This is a genomic window from Brevibacterium antiquum (assembly GCF_016107655.1).
Classification (GTDB): domain Bacteria; phylum Actinomycetota; class Actinomycetes; order Actinomycetales; family Brevibacteriaceae; genus Brevibacterium; species Brevibacterium antiquum.
This window is the reverse complement of record NZ_JABASX010000004.1, coordinates 30349-48013: the sequence shown is the minus strand read 5'-3', so window position 1 is coordinate 48013 and position 17665 is coordinate 30349. Positions and strand designations below refer to the sequence as shown.

Genomic DNA, 17665 nt, shown 5'->3' with positions numbered 1-17665 from the left:
CCACTGCCGCGAAATGAGTCAAATGCGCTTTGGTCCTTACATGCTGTGGAAGAATGTGACCCACGATGACTTTCGCCAACGACATTCGATCGAACCTCACCATGCTCGTCGACCTGCTGAACACTTCCGGTGCCGTCGCCGAGGAGGGAGACGAGCTGACGACGACCGCCGGACTCCACGGATTCGCGGCCCGACACGACTTCTCAGGCCCGCTGACGGCGACGAAGGCCGACGTCAAAGAGACCCGGGAGCTCCGTGAACGCTTCGCCATCGCCCTCGATGCCAGCATCGACGCCGAGACGGAACCCGAGGCCTCGAAGGCAACAGAGCGCATCGTCAGTGAGGTCAATGTCACACTCCAGTGGGCCGGTGCACTGCCGCAGTTGGTCAGACATGGGGACTGGGATTGGCACCTGCACGCAGTGGGTCAGTCGGCGAGCCTCGCCGATCGGGTCGCCGCCGACGTGGCGCTGGTCCTCATCGACCTGATCCGCAGCGGCGACCTCGACAGGCTCGGACTCTGCGCCGCCGAGGACTGCAATGCCTACCTTGCCGATTTCACCCGCAATCGCTCCAAGCGATTCTGCGATTCCGGCACCTGCGCGAACCGCACGCATGTGGCCGCATTCCGCGCCCGCCAAACCGAGTCCTGAAGTCGAGGCCATGCTTCCTGTGCTTCAACTGTGTACGAGCGCATATATCCCTCAATTAGTCGGGCGGTTCCTGAGAGCGCATGCGGCACTCAGGGGCCAAAAGGACTTTTCTGAGAGTTTTTCAGTGATCTAGATCACAATCGCATTCAGGAAACAATCACTCCACTCTCAGAGATGAGCTTCAGACTGGATACATGACTACAGCAAACGATACCGACATCGAGGCCACACTCCTCGTTGTCGACGATGAGCCCAATATCCGCGAACTCCTCTCGACCAGCCTGCGATTCGCGGGCTTCGACGTCGTCTCGGCTGCCAACGGCGCCGAAGCACTTCGTCTGGCCGAGCAGACCAACCCCGACCTCCTCGTCCTCGACGTCATGCTGCCGGACATGGACGGCTTCACCGTCACGCGTCGTCTCCGCCAGATCGGCATGAACGCTCCGGTCGTGTTCCTCACCGCCCGTGATGACACCTCGGATAAGATCACCGGCCTCACCGTCGGCGGCGATGACTACGTGACGAAGCCCTTCAGCCTCGAAGAGGTCGTCGCCCGCATCCGCGCCGTGCTGCGTCGGACCCGCAGCCTCGAAGACGAAGAGAACGCTGTCATCATGGCCGGCGACCTCGAACTCGATGACGACACTCACGAGGTGCGTCGCTCCGGCATCCTCATCGACCTCTCCCCCACCGAGTTCAAGTTGCTGCGCTATCTCATGCTCAATACGAACCGGGTGCTCTCGAAGTCCCAGATCCTCGACCATGTCTGGGAATATGACTTCGGCGGGGACACCGGAATCGTCGAATCCTACATCTCCTACCTGCGCCGCAAGATCGACGTCACGCCGGAAACGGACGCCGCCGGACACCCCGTCGAGATGGAGTGGACGCCGATGATTCAGACCAAGCGCGGCGTGGGCTACATGCTGCGCACACCAGAATCCAAGTAGTCGGTCAAGCTCAGGCGCTAGATTACTCACGTGGTAAAAGAATCCCGTCCCACCAAACCCGGCTTCTGGGAAGAATGGTCGCTGACCACCAAGCTGCTGGCCATCATGATGCTGCTCATGCTGCTCGTTCTCTCGGGGACGAGCGCCTGGGTGCTCGAGAATCTCCGCGACAGCCTCGTCGAACGCACAGATGAGAGACTCATCAATGCTTCGGAGACGCTTGCGAAGCAGGCTTATCAGGATGTGTTCCAGCCTGCCCAGCTGCAGTCGTCTTCATCGTCGAGCAAGAACCGGTCAGCGGACTCGGACAGCGGTGACGGGACGGAATCCTCAGCGGGGGCTCCCACCACCATCGATTCGAGCTCGTGGGACGAGCTCAAGAGCCTCATGCCCGGAGGTTTCTACGTCCAGTTCTATGACACGAGCGGCAAACCGATCAGCGATCCTGTGGCTCCCGAGCCGGGCAACAGCCCGGTTCTGCCGAAGATCAACGAGTCGAAGGTCTACGCGCAGGGCGGTGAGCCATTCACTGTCCCCGGGAGTACCTCACAATGGCGGGCGCGAGCGATGAAGGTCCAGAACACCGATGTGCTCGTCTCGATCGCAGTGCCCTTCGACCGCGAGATCGACAACATCAACGAGCGAGCGCGCAATACGATGATCGGCATCGGACTGCTGGCATTGGCCATGGTGGCAGGCGTCGGGTACTGGGCGATCAACAACACCTTCCGCCCGCTGCGCGACATCGAGAAGACCGCCTCACGGATCGCCGCGGGCGACCTGAGTCAGAGAGTGCCGACCTTCCCCCGCAACACAGAGCTCGGTCGCCTCTCAGGCGCACTGAACACGATGCTGGGGCGGATCGAGGACTCCTTCGACGGACAGACGCGATCGGAGAAGCGCATCCGCCAGTTCGTCTCCGACGCCTCCCACGAACTGCGCACTCCACTGGTGACCATTCGCGGATACGCCGAGCTCTACCGGCAGGGTGCGATCACGAAGTCAGATGACATCGGAAACGCCATGGAACGCATGGAATCCGAGGCCAAACGCATGGGCGTGCTCGTCGACGATCTCGTCGTCCTCGCCCGCCTCGATGAGCAGCGACCCGCCGAGATCGGTCCCATCGACCTCCACCGGATCGCCCGCGATGCCGCCGCCGACGCGGCAGCTCAGGCCCCCGACCGGGACATCAGCTTCATCGGCCTCGATGGGGAAGATGCCCAGCCCGTGCCGATGATCAGGGGCTCGGAGTCGAAGATCCGCCAGGTCATCGTCAACCTCGCCGGCAACGCTGTCCGCCACACCCCCGAGCACACCGCCATCGAGTTCGCCGTCGGCGTCGTCGGTGGCCGCGCCGAGGTGACTGCGGAGTCCACGGACCCGTCGAATGGTCAGGACACCGGGTCCAAGACCGGAGCCAACAAGACGGTGGCGAATAAGGCAGCGGCGAAGGACAAATCCCGCGAACGCGGATTCGTCACCGGCGGTGTCCGCATCTTCCGCCGAGGCGACTCGAACGGCAACGATCAGAACGACGCCCAGGCACCCACCGGCATCGTGCCCGATATGACTGCGGCCGGGTCCATCACCGTCGACGATTCGCTCCGCGGATTCCCCAACGGACGAGTCAGGTTCGAGGTTCGCGACCACGGCGACGGGATCGACCCCGAGGTCGTTCCTCGGATCTTCGAGCGGTTCTACCGCCTCGACGTCTCCAGGACTCGCGACACCGGCGGTTCGGGCCTCGGACTCTCCATCGTCAAGGCGATCGTGGAGAACCACCACGGTTCGATCACAGTGCACCAGACACCGGGTGGCGGTGCGACGTTCCGCATCGATCTGCCTATCTCAGAAACTGAAGACAGCGCTCCGAACGCACGAAAGGACGAGCGATGAGCAGCAACGACCCTAACGATCAGGGCAACAACTCCGACAATAGGGGACGGCACGGGGATCAGGATCACCGGACGTTCCCCACCGATGGCTCACGCGAATCCTCAGACAACCCCCGCAACTCGTCTGCAGTGCCCCAGGGCTCCACAGACGGGTCCCGCCGTTCGGCAGAGGTCCCACGGACCTTCCCGAACGGTCCGAACGGCTCGAATGGTCCGGCTCGGGTCAGTCCACCCGTATCGCCCTCTGCCCGTCCGAACAGCTCTGGACAGGGACCAAGCCAGAGCGGCAGTGCGGGTCAGAGCCAGGCACCGGCACAGAACCAGGTTCCGTGGCAGGGACAGGACCCGAGGCAGGGGCAGAATCCTCCTCAGATGCAGCCGACTCGTGTTCAGCCCCCTGTGGACTCACAGGGACGATACCCCGGCGCATCAGGGCAAGCAGGACAATCAGGACAATCAGGACAGCCTGGGTCATCGGGGCAGCCCGGCGCAGCGGGGCAGGCTGGGCAAGCAACGTATGGTCCCGGCCAGAACTACGACGGAAGCCAGCGCCATGACCGCGGCCCCGAAAGCGGCAGCAACGGTCAGTACAGCCACCCCTATGCCGGAGCCGGCACACCCAACGGTGCAGCGCAGGCCGGCCAGAACTCCCCCGCCGGCACGAACCCGTATGACACTCTGTATCCTCAGGGAACCGGGCAGCCTGCAGCGGGCACAACTGCAGGTGCCGCCGCAGGTGCCGGTGCAGGGGCCGCCGCAGGAGCAGGTGCTGGTGCGGCGGCAGGCACAGGAGCGGCCGCATATGGCCAATTCGGCAGTCAGCCGAACCAGGGCGGGTACCCCACGTCCGATTACCCAGGATTCCAGACCGGACCTGGCAGCCCCGGTGGGCCCGGCACCCCGGGTGCGCCCGGTGGACCTGGCACACCCGGATGGTCAGGACCGTACGGAGGCGAAGCACCACCTCGGCGGGAGAAGCGAGGACCGGGTTGGGGTGCGACGATCGCCATCGCGCTGATCGCTGCTCTGCTGGGCGGAGGCGCAGCCTTCGGCGGGAGCTACGCGCTCAGTGCCCTCGGCGGAGAGGATTCACGTAAGGTCGCCGACCAGACCATCGAAACCCCGGACTGGACGGAGGTCGCCAAGCAGACTTCCCAGAGCGTCGTCTCGATCCAGGTCGGCACCAATGGACAGGTGCAGGGACTGGGGTCAGGCTCGATCTACGACGACCAGGGACACGTCATCACGAACAACCACGTGGTGGCCCCGGCTGATACTCCCTCCGGCGAGATCGCTGTGACGATGAAGAACGGGGGAACGATGAAGGCCGAGATCGTCGGCCGCGATCCCTCGACCGACATCGCAGTCATCAAGCTCGACCAAGTGCCGAAGGACGCTGGTCCGCTCCCTGTCGGCGATTCGAAGAAGATGAAGGTGGGAGATCCGGTGATGGCATTGGGCAACCCCCTGGGCCTTGCGGACTCGGTCACCACCGGCATCGTCTCGGCCCTCGACCGGCCCGTCTCCACGGAGAACATCGGCGAGGACGCGAGTTCGCAGGAGAAGGAGATGACGATCACGAACGCCATCCAGACGGATGCCGCGATCAACCCCGGCAACTCCGGCGGTCCGCTTGTGGACGGTGACGGCAACTTCATCGGCGTGAACTCCGCTGCGGCCTCGCTGAGCCAAGCCGGTGAAGGCGGGCAGTCGGGATCGATCGGCATCGGGTTCGCCATCCCCGCCTCACAGGCTGTGATGATCGCCGATCAGCTCATCTCAAGTGGCAAGGCACTGCATCCCTTCCTGGGGATCACGCTCACCGACGGACAGATCAACAGCGGCGGCACCACGCGCGGCAGTGCGAAGGTGCAGTCTGTGCAGTCCGGCTCGCCGGCCGACAAGGCAGGCTTCAAGGACGGCGACGACATCGTGTCTGTGGGTGGAACCAAGGTGAACAACGCGATCGCTCTGCGGGCACTCGTTCGCGCACAGCCGACGAACTCCCCAGTCGACTTCACCGTCATCCGCGGCGGCCAGGAGCAGACATTGAAGACGACGCTCGTGCTGAAGTAGCACCACTTGAGTGCAGATCGCTGTGGATGACGATCTCACTCGTGTGCTTTGAGGGTGTGGACAGCCAAGCGCTGTCCACACCCTCTTCTCATGGGCTTCTTCGAACACGGGTGAACCGCGATGCTGAGATGTGACCCGGTGCCTCATTCCGAGCTCCGGTGCCCCACCGTTAGGAGAAATCATGAGTTTCGAAGTCGATGCCGAGCGCGTCTCATCCGCAGCCGCCGCCACAGCAGGGACCGCCCGCACCCTCGTTGCCGAATCCAATACGATGCTGAGGAATCTTCTGGCCCTGCAGGAGTGTTGGAAGGGCAGTGCGGCACAGAATTTCCAGACGGTCATCAATGAGTGGGAAGGCGCGCAGAAGCAGCTGTTCGAATCGCTGACCTCGATCCACGGGGCCCTCAACACGGCAGCCGCGCAGTACTCGGAGGTCGAGGCAGCGAACTCCCGACTCTTCGCTCCGTGAGCACTCACCATGCAGCCTCTCGTTCCCCGCGAATTCCCGCTGAGAGCGTCGGTTCGAGTTCTGTGTCCGCGTCTGGCAAATTGTCAGCCTTTATTAGTAGGCTGATAACGATAGTTCGCGGCGGCGTCGGCTACGTTCCTCCAGCTTCGGAGACCAGCGGTCAGCACCGTCGGGTCAAGACCAATGCAGGAGTCGACTACGGATGAGCATCTTCCAAAGGATCGCGGCGATCTTCGGCGCCAAGGCCAACAAGGCGCTGGACAAAGCCGAGAACCCCAATGAAACTCTCGATTATTCATATCAGAAGCAGCTTGAGCTGCTGCAGAAGGTACGCCGCGGTGTTGCCGATGTCGCCACCAGCCGCAAGCGCCTCGAACTGCAGATCACTCAGCTCGAACAGCAGCAGAACAAGCTCAGCGGCCAGGCCCAGAAGGCCATGGAGATGGGCCGCGAGGACCTTGCCCGTGAGGCACTGACCCGGAAGTCGGGGCTGGACCAGCAGATCACCGATCTGCAGGGCCAGCACGAGGGGCTGCAGGGCGAGGAGCAGAAGCTCACGATGGCCTCGCAGCGTCTGCAGGCCAAGGTCGATGCCTTCCGCACCAAAAAGGAGACCCTCAAGGCCACGTACAACGCGGCCGAGGCACAGTCGAAGATCGGCGAAGCCTTCTCCGGCATCTCCGAGGAGCTCGGCGACGTCGGACTCGCAGTCCAGCGCGCCGAGGACAAGACCGCTTCACTGCAGGCTCGTGCCGGTGCCGTCGACGAGCTCATCGCTTCGGGCGCACTGGAAGATGTCACTGGTTCGTCGAAGGACGACATCAGTGCACAGCTCGATGCGCTCTCAAGCGACAACGACGTGGAGATGGAGCTCAACCGGATGCGTGACTCGCTGCCGGCATCCTCCGACAAGCAGCAGCAGTCGCTTGAAGGCGAGGACAAGCAATGATCATCCGCATCATGGGCGAGGGGCAGTTCGACATCGCCGACGTCGACCAGAACCTGTTGCAGAAATACGACAACCAGGTTGAAGACGCCGTCAACGGCGCCGATGAAGAGGCCGCCCGAAAAGCTCTGCATGCCCTCCACGACTACGTCGTCGGACACGGAAAGCCCGTCTCGGACGACTATCTGGGAACGAGTGAGGCCGTCGTGCCGTTCGTCGATGCGACTCTGCAGGAAATCACAGAGCTCCTCACCGGTGAAGGCTTCATCCCAGATCCAGCCTGATCCACACAGTTTGATATCGGTGACTCCGGCCCACTGCCTTAACCCAAGGCCGTGGGCCGGAACTGCCACACCCAGAGAGGAATCACGATGAAGAATCGTTTCGTCAAGGACAACGGACTCACCATGCGTATGGGGTGGACGATCTTCCTGAACGGACTCATCTACGTGATCCTCATCCTCGCCATCTGGTGGATGCTCGGCGGCAGCACCGGCGGCGTGATCATCGCGGTCCTCGTCAGCGCCGGCGCGTTCTTCTTCCAGTGGTACTTCTCCGACAAGATCGCGATGAAGGCGATGGGTGCACGGGAAGTCTCCCCCGAGGAAGCCTCGGAGCTGCACACGATGATCGACCGACTCTGCCAGCTCGCCGATTCGACCAAACCGCGCGTCGCGGTCTCGAACTCAGCCATTCCCAACGCATTCGCCACCGGCCGTTCGCCGGAGCGCTCGGTCGTATGCGTGACACGCGGGCTGCTCGAGAAGCTCGACCGCGATGAGGTCGAGGTCGTGCTGGCACATGAGCTCTCCCACGTCGCCCATCGCGACGTCACCATCATGACCGTCGCTGGAGTCACCGGTGTCGTGGCCGCTCTCATGATGCGAGCCGGCTACTACATGAGCTTCGGACGATCGAACAACAACGGCGGCGTCCCCATCCAGCTGCTGTTCATCCTCGTCGGTGCCGTCGTCTACGGACTTTCGTTCCTCCTCATCCGCAGCCTCTCGCGCTACCGCGAGCTTGCCGCCGACAGGGCCGCCGCCATCCTCACCGGCGCACCTTCGACTCTGGCCTCTGCGCTGACCAAGCTCAGCGGCGACATGAGCAAGATCCCGGAGAAGGACCTGCGTGCCTCCTCCTCGGCGAATCATCTGGCGCTCATTCCCGCCGTCAGCGGCAAGGCCGCCCTCGGACAGCTCTTCTCCACACACCCCTCGCTCGACAAGCGCCTGGAGCAGCTGGCGCGGATCTCCGGGCAGCTCTCACAGCCCCAGTGAGCTTCGCCCGCAGACATCACAACCGCACTGACCGACATCCACTAGGAGTTTCATGGGTTTCTTCGACGCTCTGTTGGGCCGTTCCAAACCGAAGCGTGCCAACCTCGACGACCTCTTCGCACTGCCACCCGCCGCACTGACGCTCGAGGCTGCGACAGGCTTCAAGCCCACCGGCGTCGGGGCCGTGGCGTTCCGACAGGTCGAAGGGGCGGCGTTCCAGTCCGCTGAGACCGAGAGCATCGCCCTCATCGGCTCGGACCCCGCTGCGAACGTGACCCAGCAGAACGACGGGTTCGGCTACACCTGGCAGGTCGTCTCCGACACCGACGCCGAGGTGGTCAACCTCGTCACCAATCTGCACGCCGTGAACTCGGCTCTGGTCAGCCAGGGCTTCGACACGATGCTGCTGTGCTCGACCGTGTACTTCGCGAACCCGGATGGGCGCCGCCTGGCACTCGTCTACCAATACAAGCGCGGCACGTTCTATCCGTTCGCACAGTCAGGGCCCAAGCAGCGCGACAACCCCCTGGAGATCCAGGTGCGCGGCGTACTGTCCAACGAGCTTCCGTTCGAAGAGGACACATCCAATTGGTCAGCCCTCTGGGATGCTCCCGGGCTCAATGACACACCAGAGGCCAATCAGCGGCCCTGACGTCTTCACGTCAGCGGCCCGGAGGTTCTCTCCGCAGACGCAGACCGTCGCAATGACCCACAGGCACTGAGAATCAGCAATGCAGAAGGGACGTCCCCGCGGGGACGTCCCTTCTGCATCAGATGCTGTGTTCGCGGTTGTGGTTGTGGAGCCTACTCGGCGGAGACCTCGATGACCTCGCCCAGGGCTTCGACGGTGTCTCCGGGACGAATCGTGGCACCTCGGCGAGTTTCGACCTCACCATTGACCACGACTTCGCCGTCGGCGATCATATCTTTGGCCATCGCGCCGTGTTCGGCGACACCATGAAGTTTGAGCAGCTGACCGAGCTTGATCGAATCGCCGCGGATCTCAATCGTCTCCATCAGAACAGGTCTCCAAGATCGAACCCGTCTCCGCCGAAGAGACCGCCTCCGTCGCCACCGTCTCCGCCACCGAAGAATCCGCCGCCGTCGCCGCCGGCATCGCCACCACCGGCGTCACCACCGCCAGCGTCGCCATAGGCGCCGTCCCAGCCGCCGCCCATGCCGCCGAACATCATCGAGCCCATGAGGACGCCGGGCAGAAGCCCCGAACCTGCATAGGAGTTGAAGTATCCGCGGTTGTATTCGGCGTAGGCCGGTCCTGCTTCCCAGTAGGCCCGGCGAGTATGTCCGTCACCGGTCACGACCTTGCGGACAGCCGGTTCGGCACCCACTGCCACGCGCTCGGCGTCGGCGGCACAGACGGGAACAGGTCGCAGCTGGCCACCAGCAGGCGCCCAGTCGATGTCTTCGACCGAGGGTCCGTGCTGCGGGTTGAAGAAGCATGGGGGACGGCGCACGGGCAGAGGCTTTCCGTCAACGCGGGCACGCACGCATTTGGCGGCGTAGCGACCGTCTTCGAGGGCTTCGGTGACGCTGCGGATGTCGGAGGGCTCGTCGACGTTGTCGAGCGTCTCCTTGGCAATGTCATAGGAGTCCAAGGCCTGCTTGTAGTCCTGCGAGCCGCCCGTGTCGAGTTCGACTCCGGCGGTGAGGATATCGAGTTCGGCGACTTCCTCGCCGAAGGACGTGACATCCTCTTCAGCGGTCTTTGTCACCTGCTGGAGCTCGGCGGCGGCGAGCTCTTTCTTACGGTGCTTCTCCTTGCGGTAGCCAACGAAGAAAATGGTGCCGAGCACCACGAGTATTATCAGGAATACTGCTCCCACGATCTATGCCTCCCCAGCAAAACGAGTCACCAATCAGTATGCCGGACGAGTCTGACAAGCGACTGAACCGAACCCTTGTGTCAGCTCAGCCCGCGGGCTCGAAAATCGCTCTCAGATGAGCGCCCAACACGCTCATCACAGGTGTCTATGCCTACATCACGAGGAGTCGGGAAGGCGTTCAGCCCAGGTGGACCAGCCCCTTGACGAGGGTCGCGATTCCCCCGCCGAGGGCAAGGACGATCATGGCGACCCGGGCCGTCGAGGAATCGATCTTCTTCGACAACCAGTCCCCGCCGACAAGTCCTGCGACGAGGACCGCCGCGATCCCGAACCAGGTCGGTACCGCCAACTGCGGCCATGCGCCGTGGTCGAACACGGCCTTGAAGATGACCGCCGAGGTAGTCCCGACGACGAGGAACGGCTGCAGGGTTGCGGCAAATGTTCGCTGATCCCACTGCGTCAGCACAGCATAGGCGCTGACGGCGGGCCCGCCCGCTCCTGCGGCCGCCGACATCGTTCCCGAGAGGAGGCCGGTGGTGAACTTCGTTCCGAAATTCGCGGGCATCGTCTTGCCGATTCGGCCGATGACCATGGAGCTGATGAGGGAGACGATGATCAGCAGGCCGATAAGGATCTGCAGCGGTGGCGCTGGGAGGGCTGCGGCCAGGAGGGCTCCGGGAATCGTGCCGATGAGTGCCCCCAGTGACAGCTTCCAGAAACTGCTCCACTCGGCTTCTCGCCAGGTGCGGACGAACACCGTGCCGCTGGCGATGATGCCGCAGATGTTGACGAGGACGACGCCGGAGAACGGGTCGAGCAGAAGCACGAGGAACGGGCCGCTGACCAGGCCGAATCCCATTCCGGTGACACGCTGCGACACTGCCCCTAGGAACACCGCGAACACAATGAGCACGACGACGGGTTCCATTTGCACCATCATAGTGCAGGCTCTCTATCTGGGCGGGGTTACAGTAAGTGTCATGAACAGTTCGCCACTGTGGTCACGATTCAGCGTGGATCCCCGCGCTTATGGGCAGGTGCGCGCTTCGGATGCCGATCGCGCAGTCGTGACCGATGTGCTGTCCGAGGCGTTTGCGCTGGGTCAGATCGACGCCGAGGAATTCGACGAACGCAGCGAGGCCGCCAACCGTCTGAAGACTCTGGGAGAGGTCCCCGACCTCGTACAGGATCTCATCATCTCCGAAGCGGGCGAGGTCGCACCGGGAGAACTCGACGATTCCGCCCGTGCCCAAGCTCTGGCCCGCCTGAATACTGACCGCATCCCGATCACTCCCGAGCAGATCGATGCGGCCGCGCAGAAGTACTACAAGGACCGCGTGCGGAATGCGCTCCTGGGTATGTTCGCCGGTCCTGTCGGAGTCACACTCGCCATCTGGGCCGCCACCTCATTCGCCACGGGCAGGTTCATATTCTTCTGGCCGATATTCGTCATTCTTCCGATGCTCTTCGGTGCGATCTCACAGATCTCCAACAAGCAGAGCCTCATCCGCAACAGGAAGCGCGAACTGACCAAGCGGGCCCGAGCGCAGTTGGGCGACGCCGAGGCCAAGCGTGAGCTTGAGGAACATAAGAACGTCGATGAGGACGAGGATTACGAAGACACATTCGGCAACGGATTGCAGCCTCCGCACCCTTTGGCCCCTCCATTCGCTCCGGGAGGGGTGTCTCCCAGCGATGAAATGCGCAGGCGCCGCCGAGAGCGTCGTCATCGACGCAGGAACCCCTGGGACTGACCGACTCGTGACGGGCAGCGACGCGCTGAGGAGGCGTCCCTGAACCTGCCCGCGCCCGGCTCAGGGCGCTCAGGCGTGGAAGACACGGATCTGAGCGAACTCTGTGGCCTTGTTGTTTCGGAACCAGAGCGTGTGTGAGAAGTATCGGATGTCCTCGCCGTCGCTCGAATAGTCCCACTGGCCCCAGGCCGCAGCTGCTTTGCCGTGAGTGATGGCAGCTTCGAGATGACCGGCCGCAGGCTTCGAGTCAGCAATGCGCAGCAGTGCGTCGATGACTTCGTCGCGCCCGGTGCTGGTCTCCACTCTCCCGCTGCCCACGATCTGGAGGATGCAGTCCTCATCGACCACCTCGGCGAGGGCTTCTCTGTCACCGTTGATCAGATTCTCCTCGAACCTGGCTACGAACATGTTCTTCGGGCTGTTTCCGCAGGAATCTGTGCCTGTGAAGTTCATACCGTCCAGGCTACTGCACGGCTTTCGAACCGAGAAGAGCCGTGCCGGCACCCTTTCGGGCACCGGCACGGCTCTTCGAGCGAAAGGGGCTTATCAGAAGCCCATGCCACCCATTCCGTCCATACCGGCAGCAGCTGCGTCAGCACCCGGTGCAGCCTTCTCAGGCTTGTCGGCGACAACCGACTCGGTGGTCAGGAACAGACCGGCGATCGAGGCGGCGTTCTGCAGAGCAGAGCGGGTCACCTTGACCGGGTCGTTGATGCCGGCGGCCAGCAGGTCCTCGTACTCACCGGTTGCGGCGTTGAGGCCGAATCCGGGTTCGAGATTGGCGACCTTATCGGCAACCACACCGGCTTCGAGGCCGGCGTTGGTGGCGATCTGCTTGAGCGGAGCTTCGATGGCAACCTTGACGATGTTGGCACCGGTTGCTTCGTCACCCTCGAGTGCGAGGTTGGCGAAGGCAGTCTTGCCCGCCTGGATGAGCGAGACGCCGCCACCGGCGACGATTCCCTCTTCCACAGCAGCCTTGGCGTTGCGCACTGCATCTTCGATGCGGTGCTTGGTTTCCTTGAGCTCGACCTCGGTCGCGGCTCCGGCCTTGATGACTGCAACGCCGCCGGCCAGCTTGGCCAGACGTTCCTGCAGCTTCTCACGGTCGTAGTCGGAATCCGAGTTCTCGATCTCGGCACGGATCTGTGCGACCCGGCCTGCGATCTCCTCGGCGTCTCCGGCACCCTCGACGATGGTGGTCTCGTCCTTGGTGATGACAACCTTGCGGGCGGTGCCCAGCAGTTCGGTGGTCACGTTGTCGAGCTTGAGCCCGACTTCCTCGGACACGACCTGGCCACCGGTGAGGATGGCGATGTCGGCCAGCTGAGCCTTGCGGCGGTCTCCGAAGCCAGGAGCCTTGACAGCCACGGACTTGAAGGTGCCACGGATCTTGTTCAGCACGAGAACCGCGAGAGCTTCGCCCTCGACGTCTTCAGCGATGATGAACAGCGGCTTGTTGGACTGCTGAACCTTCTCGAGGACGGGCAGCAGATCCTTCACGTTCGAGATCTTGGAGTTGACGATGAGGATGTAGGGATCCTCAAGGACAGCTTCCTGGCGATCGGTGTCGGTGACGAAATAACCGGAGATGTAGCCCTTGTCGAAGCGCATACCCTCGGTCAGTTCGAGCTCGAGTCCGAATGTGTTGGACTCCTCGACGGTGACGACGCCTTCCTTGCCGACCTTGTCGATGGCCTCGGCGATCAGTTCACCGATAGCAGGATCTCCAGCGGAGATTCCGGCAGTAGCGGCGATCTGTTCCTTGGTCTCGATGTCGATGGCGTTCTCGAGCAGGACAGCGGTCACGGCTTCAACAGCCTTCTCGATGCCACGCTTGAGGCTGAGCGGATCAGCACCGGCTGCCACGTTGCGCAGTCCCTCGCGAACGAGAGCCTGAGCCAGAACGGTAGCGGTGGTGGTGCCGTCGCCAGCAACGTCGTCAGTCTTCTTGGCGACTTCCTTGACGAGCTCAGCGCCGATCTTCTCGTAGGGATCCTCGAGTTCGATCTCCTTGGCAATGGAGACACCATCGTTTGTGATGGTGGGTGCGCCCCACTGCTTTTCGAGCACGACATTGCGGCCACGGGGTCCAAGGGTTACCTTGACCGCGTCCGCAAGCTGGTTGAGACCTGCTTCGAGTCCCCGACGAGCTTCTTCGTCGAATGCAATCATCTTTGCCATAGTGGCTTAGATCCTCCCTGATGGAGTGGATTGGGAATCCAGAGCAATCGTCAGCGCCCGCGACGGCAGAGAGTGTGTCCGCATGTTCCATTCCACACATGGACCACGCTCTCGAAACGATTGATGAGAAACCCTAGGTTTTCACCAGTACTAGATTTAGCACTCTCCCCATGCGAGTGCAAATATCGACGCCGGGTCACACCGGCCGAAATGGCTGCTTCCCACGTGATTCCGCGGTTCGGCCCAGCGCGAAACTCCAACGGGTTCCACAGAGCGGACACGTGAGGAGTGTGCGCCAGGAGGATGCGGGTGCGGGCTCCCGAGGTGGATGCACCGGAATGCTGCTGCGTGGAGTCTGCTCCCACAGAACTGAAAAGCGCCAAGCAGTTGCCTGCTTGGCGCTTTCCCCGCTCGAAAGGATTCGGGCCTGAGCCGCCCTCCCGCCGAGGCGGATCAAAAGACTTTACGTACGTGAGTCTCAGAGGAGGGTGACGGATTCCGCCTGAGGACCCTTTTGTCCTTCTCCAACTTCGAACTCAACCTGCTGGCCCTCTTCGAGAGCGCGGTAGCCATCCATCTGAATTGCACTCCAGTGAACGAACACGTCCTGGTTGTTGCCTTCCAGGGTGATGAATCCATAGCCCTTTTCGGCGTTGAACCACTTGACGGTACCTTGTGCCATTACTTCTCCATACAGTGCAGTGTCATTGACATTCCATCACCCGTTTTGCAACCGGTCTGGCCACGCAGCGGACAACGGAGGCTAGTAAAACTCAACCGACCCCGCGATTTCTCTCATTGACCTCTGGAGAATGATCTCGGTGAAGCACGAATAGAACACAAGGGCAGTGCTTGCCTAGCTGATGCAACTCTACCCCAGCGTCGGACAGGTCCCCCGACCGCTCAACACTGTTACCAATTCGTTATATGGGACCGTTCGGAGAGTTCATCTCTCCTGGCAGACGAGTTCATTTCCGCTGAGATTCGTGCGGAACTTCAGCCCTCGGCTTCGCCCGAACCGCCTTCGCTGGGTTCGGGTCCGCGTTCGGCGATATCCGAACAGATGACGACAGTGATGTCGGTGTCGAAGTCCGTCGACGACTCGACGGCCTCGATGCCGAGCGCCTCGGCGACCATCTTCGCCTGCGAGGCGTTCGCCTCATCAGAGTAGTAGACCGTGGAGTCGGTCAGCCCTGTCGAATAGTTGCCGACCTGGCCAAGGCTCCAGCCCTTCTCCTCCACCGCCTCGGAGAACTTCTTCGCGGTTCCGGAGACTCCGGAACCGTTGAGGACGTCAACCTTGAGTGAGGGGTCAGCGACGCTGACCTCGCTCTCGCTTGGCGATGGACTCGCCGAGGAGGTCTTGTCGGACCCGGAATCGGCGACGTCGGACTCGGGGTCCTTCATTGACGAGGTGATGATGTTGATGGCCGCGACCACCAGCAGAACGGCAACAAGGGCGAGGATGATGACCAGTGCGATGGCACCGACATTCGACTGCGCCGCGGACTCCTGTCGATGGGCTCCGCTGCGTCGTCCGGTTTCGATCTCGTCGAATTCGTCAGTCATGTCTACCTCGAGACGCGGGCTTGTGCTCGTTCGCTCTGCCGCGTGGTGCGGATGCGACGCAGGCGTTTGACCAGCATCGGGTCACTGGCAAGAGCGGCTGGGTTATCGAGCAGGGAATTGAGGATCTGGAAGTAGCTTGTGGCAGACATGTCGAACCGTTCGCGGATCGCATGATCTTTGGCTCCACCGTACTTCCACCACCGCCGCTCGAACTCCAAAACGGACACCTCGAGCTCACTCAGTTCGGGTGCGCCTTGGTTCTGCGGCATAGACGTTGTGCTCCTTCGAGATGAATCGTTGCCTCTATATTATCGCCCGGACGGCAGGACTGAAATTCCCGGCGCGCCGTCGTGAGTCCGCCAGCGTGCCTTCCCATCCCCGCCAACACCTCTCAAGGCGGAAAACCAGACAACCCACCCTGCTGCAGGTGACTGACCACTTCGGGTGAGTCACCCACAGCAGAGTGGGTCGAGAGTGCCGACCGGTCGTCCGACGGCCTGTCGAGCGAGAGCTGATCAGCGGATGCGGATGTTGACCTGCTTGATCTGGGTGAAGCCTTCGAGCATGCCCTCCAGCGATGCCTCACGACCGAAGCCGGAGGTCTTCATTCCGCCGTAGGACTGGCCGGCCAGCTGGCCGCCACCCTGGTTGACCTGGACCCAGCCGGATTCGATCCGATTGGCCATAGTCAGCGCGGCATCGACGTTCTTCGTGAACACGAAGGCGGCGAGGCCGAATTCGCTGTCATTGGCCATGTCGATGACCTCGTCGACGTCCTTCCAGGGAATGACGGAGAGGACTGGGCCGAAGATCTCTTCCTGGCTGGTCTGCCATTCGTTCTTGGCCTTGGAGAAGATGACGGGCGCGTGGTAGAAACCGGGTTCGCCGACTTCGAGTGAGTCCGAACCGTCGTAGGCGATCTCAACGCCGTCCATCGACTTGCCCATCTCGATGTAGTCAGACACCTGGTTGAACTGCTTCTCGTTGATGATGCAGCCGATGTCGGAATCCTCGTTTCGAGGGTCACCGACCTTCATCTTCGACACTGCGTCGACGAGCTTGCCCAGGAAGTCATCGTAGATGTCCTCGTGCAGGAACAGACGCGAACCCATCGTGCAGGACTGACCCTGGCGTGCGAAGCGGGTCGACAGCAGCACCTGCTGGAGGGTGTCGTCATCGTTGGAGTCGGGGAAGACGATGTTGGGGCTCTTGCCGCCGAGTTCCATCGAAGAATGGGCGAGGCGTCCGCCTGCCAGTTCAGCGACGTGGCGGCCGACATTCGTCGAACCGGTGAACGAAACCTTATCGACGTCGGGGTGGACGTTGAGGGCTTCACCGATGACCGAGCCCTTGCCGGTGACGACGTTGAGGACGCCGGCCGGCAGGATGTCGGAGAGCAGTTCAGCCATCTTCAGAATTGTCAGCGGCGCATCCTCGGCGCATTTGAGGACGATCGTGTTGCCGGCGGCCAGTGCGGCCGGGGTCTTGAAGGCGGCGATCATCAGCGGTGAGTTCCACGGCAGGATTCCTGCGACGACGCCGAGCGGCACCCGCTTCGTGTACTGCAGCTGTCCGTCTCCGGCAGGCAGCGTATTGCCCTTAACCTCGCCGGCGACTCCACCCATGTAGCGGAACAGGTCGGCCAGGATGATCGTCTCCGGACGGGCCTGTGTCCGGATGGCGTTTCCGGTGTCGATCGCGGTCAGCTGGGCCAGTTCCTCGGAACCGGCTTCAAGTGCATCGGCGCAGCGGATGAGCATCTTCTGACGTTCCTTGAACGGAAGCGCAGCCCATTCGGGAAATGCCTTCCGAGCGGCTTTGACGGCGCGATCGGCGTCCGCTTCCTTGCCATTGGCCACAGTGGCGATCACAACGTTGCGATCGATGGGGGTGATGACGTCTTTCCTGTCACCGTCGGCAGCCTCGACCCATTCTCCGCCGATGAACATCTTCCAGTTCGTGGCCTCGGGAAATTGCGACATAGTGATCCTTTCACCTACTCAGTTCTGCGATGAACTCTTGTCGTCGAGCATATCGTCTGC

Annotated in this window: 19 protein-coding genes; 10 read left to right on the top strand and 9 right to left on the bottom strand. The window is 62.3% G+C overall.

What is annotated here, in order from left to right:
• The first annotated feature begins 65 nt into the window (after positions 1–65).
• The 9 genes from JFC13_RS07815 to pspAB all read left to right on the top strand — a co-directional run bounded on the left by JFC13_RS07815 (position 66) and on the right by pspAB (position 8924).
• Positions 66–653 (top strand): CGNR zinc finger domain-containing protein, encoded by a 588-nt coding sequence (locus JFC13_RS07815; protein WP_198396536.1) that lies wholly within the window; start codon positions 66–68, stop codon positions 651–653.
• A gap of 194 nt (positions 654–847) precedes the next feature.
• Positions 848–1603, top strand: coding sequence for a response regulator transcription factor (locus JFC13_RS07810; protein ID WP_009881891.1), 756 nt, complete (start codon positions 848–850; stop codon positions 1601–1603).
• Positions 1604–1633: 30 nt separating this feature from the next.
• Positions 1634–3502, top strand: a complete 1869-nt coding sequence (locus tag JFC13_RS07805; protein ID WP_198396535.1) for a sensor histidine kinase — start codon at positions 1634–1636, stop codon at positions 3500–3502.
• Positions 3499–5577, top strand: a complete 2079-nt coding sequence (locus JFC13_RS07800; protein WP_198396534.1) for a trypsin-like peptidase domain-containing protein — start codon at positions 3499–3501, stop codon at positions 5575–5577. The genes JFC13_RS07805 and JFC13_RS07800 overlap by 4 nt, the downstream gene beginning before the upstream one ends.
• Before the next feature lie 181 nt (positions 5578–5758).
• The gene (locus JFC13_RS07795; protein WP_198396533.1) at positions 5759–6046 is read left to right on the top strand and encodes a WXG100 family type VII secretion target; all 288 of its coding nucleotides are present in this window, start codon (positions 5759–5761) and stop codon (positions 6044–6046) included.
• Between the two features lie 202 nt (positions 6047–6248).
• Positions 6249–6995 carry a PspA/IM30 family protein gene (locus JFC13_RS07790; protein ID WP_198396532.1) on the top strand — a complete coding sequence of 249 codons (747 nt, stop codon included), beginning with the start codon at positions 6249–6251 and terminating at the stop codon, positions 6993–6995.
• Positions 6992–7276: a PspA-associated protein PspAA gene (gene pspAA, locus JFC13_RS07785; protein WP_198396531.1), complete on the top strand. Its 285-nt coding sequence runs from the start codon at positions 6992–6994 to the stop codon at positions 7274–7276. Before JFC13_RS07790 ends, pspAA begins: the two co-directional genes overlap by 4 nt.
• Before the next feature lie 87 nt (positions 7277–7363).
• A complete protein-coding gene (htpX, locus tag JFC13_RS07780; protein WP_198396530.1) occupies positions 7364–8272 on the top strand; it encodes a zinc metalloprotease HtpX in 909 nt (302 codons plus the stop codon).
• Between the two features lie 52 nt (positions 8273–8324).
• Positions 8325–8924, top strand: a complete 600-nt coding sequence (pspAB, locus tag JFC13_RS07775) for a PspA-associated protein PspAB (RefSeq protein ID WP_198396529.1) — start codon at positions 8325–8327, stop codon at positions 8922–8924.
• A gap of 152 nt (positions 8925–9076) precedes the next feature.
• Here pspAB and JFC13_RS07770 read toward each other — a convergent pair whose 3' ends face one another.
• The 3 genes from JFC13_RS07770 to JFC13_RS07760 all read right to left on the bottom strand — a co-directional run bounded on the left by JFC13_RS07770 (position 9077) and on the right by JFC13_RS07760 (position 11044).
• Complete coding sequence (locus JFC13_RS07770; RefSeq protein ID WP_101620103.1) at positions 9077–9289, bottom strand: RNA-binding S4 domain-containing protein; 213 nt, start codon at positions 9287–9289, stop codon at positions 9077–9079.
• On the bottom strand, positions 9289–10116 hold the full coding sequence (locus tag JFC13_RS07765; RefSeq protein ID WP_198396528.1) for a hypothetical protein: 828 nt from the start codon (positions 10114–10116) through the stop codon (positions 9289–9291). Before JFC13_RS07765 ends, JFC13_RS07770 begins: the two co-directional genes overlap by 1 nt.
• A gap of 178 nt (positions 10117–10294) precedes the next feature.
• On the bottom strand, positions 10295–11044 hold the full coding sequence (locus JFC13_RS07760) for a TSUP family transporter (RefSeq protein WP_198396527.1): 750 nt from the start codon (positions 11042–11044) through the stop codon (positions 10295–10297).
• Positions 11045–11096: 52 nt separating this feature from the next.
• Between JFC13_RS07760 and JFC13_RS07755 the strand changes: the two genes are divergently transcribed.
• Complete coding sequence (locus JFC13_RS07755; protein WP_198396526.1) at positions 11097–11870, top strand: DUF1707 SHOCT-like domain-containing protein; 774 nt, start codon at positions 11097–11099, stop codon at positions 11868–11870.
• A 69-nt stretch (positions 11871–11939) separates the two neighbouring features.
• Here the strand turns inward: JFC13_RS07755 and JFC13_RS07750 are convergent, their stop codons facing one another.
• The 6 genes from JFC13_RS07750 to JFC13_RS07725 form a co-directional block, all read right to left on the bottom strand.
• Positions 11940–12323, bottom strand: coding sequence for a nuclear transport factor 2 family protein (locus tag JFC13_RS07750; protein ID WP_198396525.1), 384 nt, complete (start codon positions 12321–12323; stop codon positions 11940–11942).
• Positions 12324–12416: 93 nt separating this feature from the next.
• Positions 12417–14054: a chaperonin GroEL gene (groL, locus tag JFC13_RS07745; protein ID WP_198396524.1), complete on the bottom strand. Its 1638-nt coding sequence runs from the start codon at positions 14052–14054 to the stop codon at positions 12417–12419.
• A gap of 478 nt (positions 14055–14532) precedes the next feature.
• The gene (locus JFC13_RS07740; protein ID WP_009881874.1) at positions 14533–14736 is read right to left on the bottom strand and encodes a cold-shock protein; all 204 of its coding nucleotides are present in this window, start codon (positions 14734–14736) and stop codon (positions 14533–14535) included.
• A gap of 314 nt (positions 14737–15050) precedes the next feature.
• Positions 15051–15623: a LytR C-terminal domain-containing protein gene (locus JFC13_RS07735; RefSeq protein WP_198396523.1), complete on the bottom strand. Its 573-nt coding sequence runs from the start codon at positions 15621–15623 to the stop codon at positions 15051–15053.
• Between the two features lie 2 nt (positions 15624–15625).
• Positions 15626–15892: a DUF3263 domain-containing protein gene (locus tag JFC13_RS07730; RefSeq protein ID WP_009881872.1), complete on the bottom strand. Its 267-nt coding sequence runs from the start codon at positions 15890–15892 to the stop codon at positions 15626–15628.
• Positions 15893–16138: 246 nt separating this feature from the next.
• Complete coding sequence (locus JFC13_RS07725) at positions 16139–17605, bottom strand: aldehyde dehydrogenase family protein (RefSeq protein WP_198396522.1); 1467 nt, start codon at positions 17603–17605, stop codon at positions 16139–16141.
• Positions 17606–17665: the final 60 nt, after the last annotated feature.

Excerpts from the sequence above, each read along its gene's own strand:
- JFC13_RS07815 (WP_198396536.1), top strand. The coding sequence starts at position 66 with ATGACTTTCGCCAACGACATTCGATCGAACCTCACCATGCTCGTCGAC.
- JFC13_RS07810 (WP_009881891.1), top strand. The coding sequence starts at position 848 with ATGACTACAGCAAACGATACCGACATCGAGGCCACACTCCTCGTTGTC.
- JFC13_RS07800 (WP_198396534.1), top strand. The coding sequence starts at position 3,499 with ATGAGCAGCAACGACCCTAACGATCAGGGCAACAACTCCGACAATAGG.
- JFC13_RS07795 (WP_198396533.1), top strand. The coding sequence starts at position 5,759 with ATGAGTTTCGAAGTCGATGCCGAGCGCGTCTCATCCGCAGCCGCCGCC.
- JFC13_RS07790 (WP_198396532.1), top strand. The coding sequence starts at position 6,249 with ATGAGCATCTTCCAAAGGATCGCGGCGATCTTCGGCGCCAAGGCCAAC.
- pspAA (WP_198396531.1), top strand. The coding sequence starts at position 6,992 with ATGATCATCCGCATCATGGGCGAGGGGCAGTTCGACATCGCCGACGTC.
- htpX (WP_198396530.1), top strand. The coding sequence starts at position 7,364 with ATGAAGAATCGTTTCGTCAAGGACAACGGACTCACCATGCGTATGGGG.
- pspAB (WP_198396529.1), top strand. The coding sequence starts at position 8,325 with ATGGGTTTCTTCGACGCTCTGTTGGGCCGTTCCAAACCGAAGCGTGCC.
- JFC13_RS07770 (WP_101620103.1), bottom strand. The coding sequence starts at position 9,289 with ATGGAGACGATTGAGATCCGCGGCGATTCGATCAAGCTCGGTCAGCTG.
- JFC13_RS07760 (WP_198396527.1), bottom strand. The coding sequence starts at position 11,044 with ATGGAACCCGTCGTCGTGCTCATTGTGTTCGCGGTGTTCCTAGGGGCA.
- JFC13_RS07755 (WP_198396526.1), top strand. The coding sequence starts at position 11,097 with ATGAACAGTTCGCCACTGTGGTCACGATTCAGCGTGGATCCCCGCGCT.
- JFC13_RS07750 (WP_198396525.1), bottom strand. The coding sequence starts at position 12,323 with ATGAACTTCACAGGCACAGATTCCTGCGGAAACAGCCCGAAGAACATG.
- groL (WP_198396524.1), bottom strand. The coding sequence starts at position 14,054 with ATGGCAAAGATGATTGCATTCGACGAAGAAGCTCGTCGGGGACTCGAA.
- JFC13_RS07740 (WP_009881874.1), bottom strand. The coding sequence starts at position 14,736 with ATGGCACAAGGTACCGTCAAGTGGTTCAACGCCGAAAAGGGCTATGGA.
- JFC13_RS07735 (WP_198396523.1), bottom strand. The coding sequence starts at position 15,623 with ATGACTGACGAATTCGACGAGATCGAAACCGGACGACGCAGCGGAGCC.
- JFC13_RS07730 (WP_009881872.1), bottom strand. The coding sequence starts at position 15,892 with ATGCCGCAGAACCAAGGCGCACCCGAACTGAGTGAGCTCGAGGTGTCC.
- JFC13_RS07725 (WP_198396522.1), bottom strand. The coding sequence starts at position 17,605 with ATGTCGCAATTTCCCGAGGCCACGAACTGGAAGATGTTCATCGGCGGA.